Raw genomic sequence first — 255 nt, 5'->3', positions numbered from 1 at the left:
GCAGCTGGGCGAGTAAAACTCAGCTGAGTAGTTAGGGCATAACTACGTTGAATGGCGAGTAGCATCGCCGAGCTAATGACAGGGGTAAGCGCGATATAGTCATCGCGAAAAGGCATACGAATTTGCGATGAGTTATGGTCAACGGTGTCAGGAAACTCTATTGGCGGCAACAACCTATTGAGAGAATCACTCACGATCTTCAAGTCTTGAACCTTGCCTCCCATCGATTGAAACGCAGCTTTCCATTCAGGTTCA

At 47.8% G+C, this 255-nt stretch carries 1 protein-coding gene; it reads right to left on the bottom strand.

The features are described from left to right. Positions 1–194, bottom strand: a 194-nt coding sequence (locus J3L11_RS19230; protein ID WP_347566530.1) for a hypothetical protein, incomplete at its 3' end; no start/stop codon positions are given. Positions 195–255: the final 61 nt, after the last annotated feature.

Origin of the sequence: Shewanella sp. 4t3-1-2LB (assembly GCF_017368415.1) — a bacterium.
Classification (GTDB): domain Bacteria; phylum Pseudomonadota; class Gammaproteobacteria; order Enterobacterales; family Shewanellaceae; genus Shewanella; species Shewanella fodinae.
The sequence above is the reverse complement of the archived record's forward strand: the minus strand, read 5'-3'. Positions and strand labels throughout refer to the sequence as shown.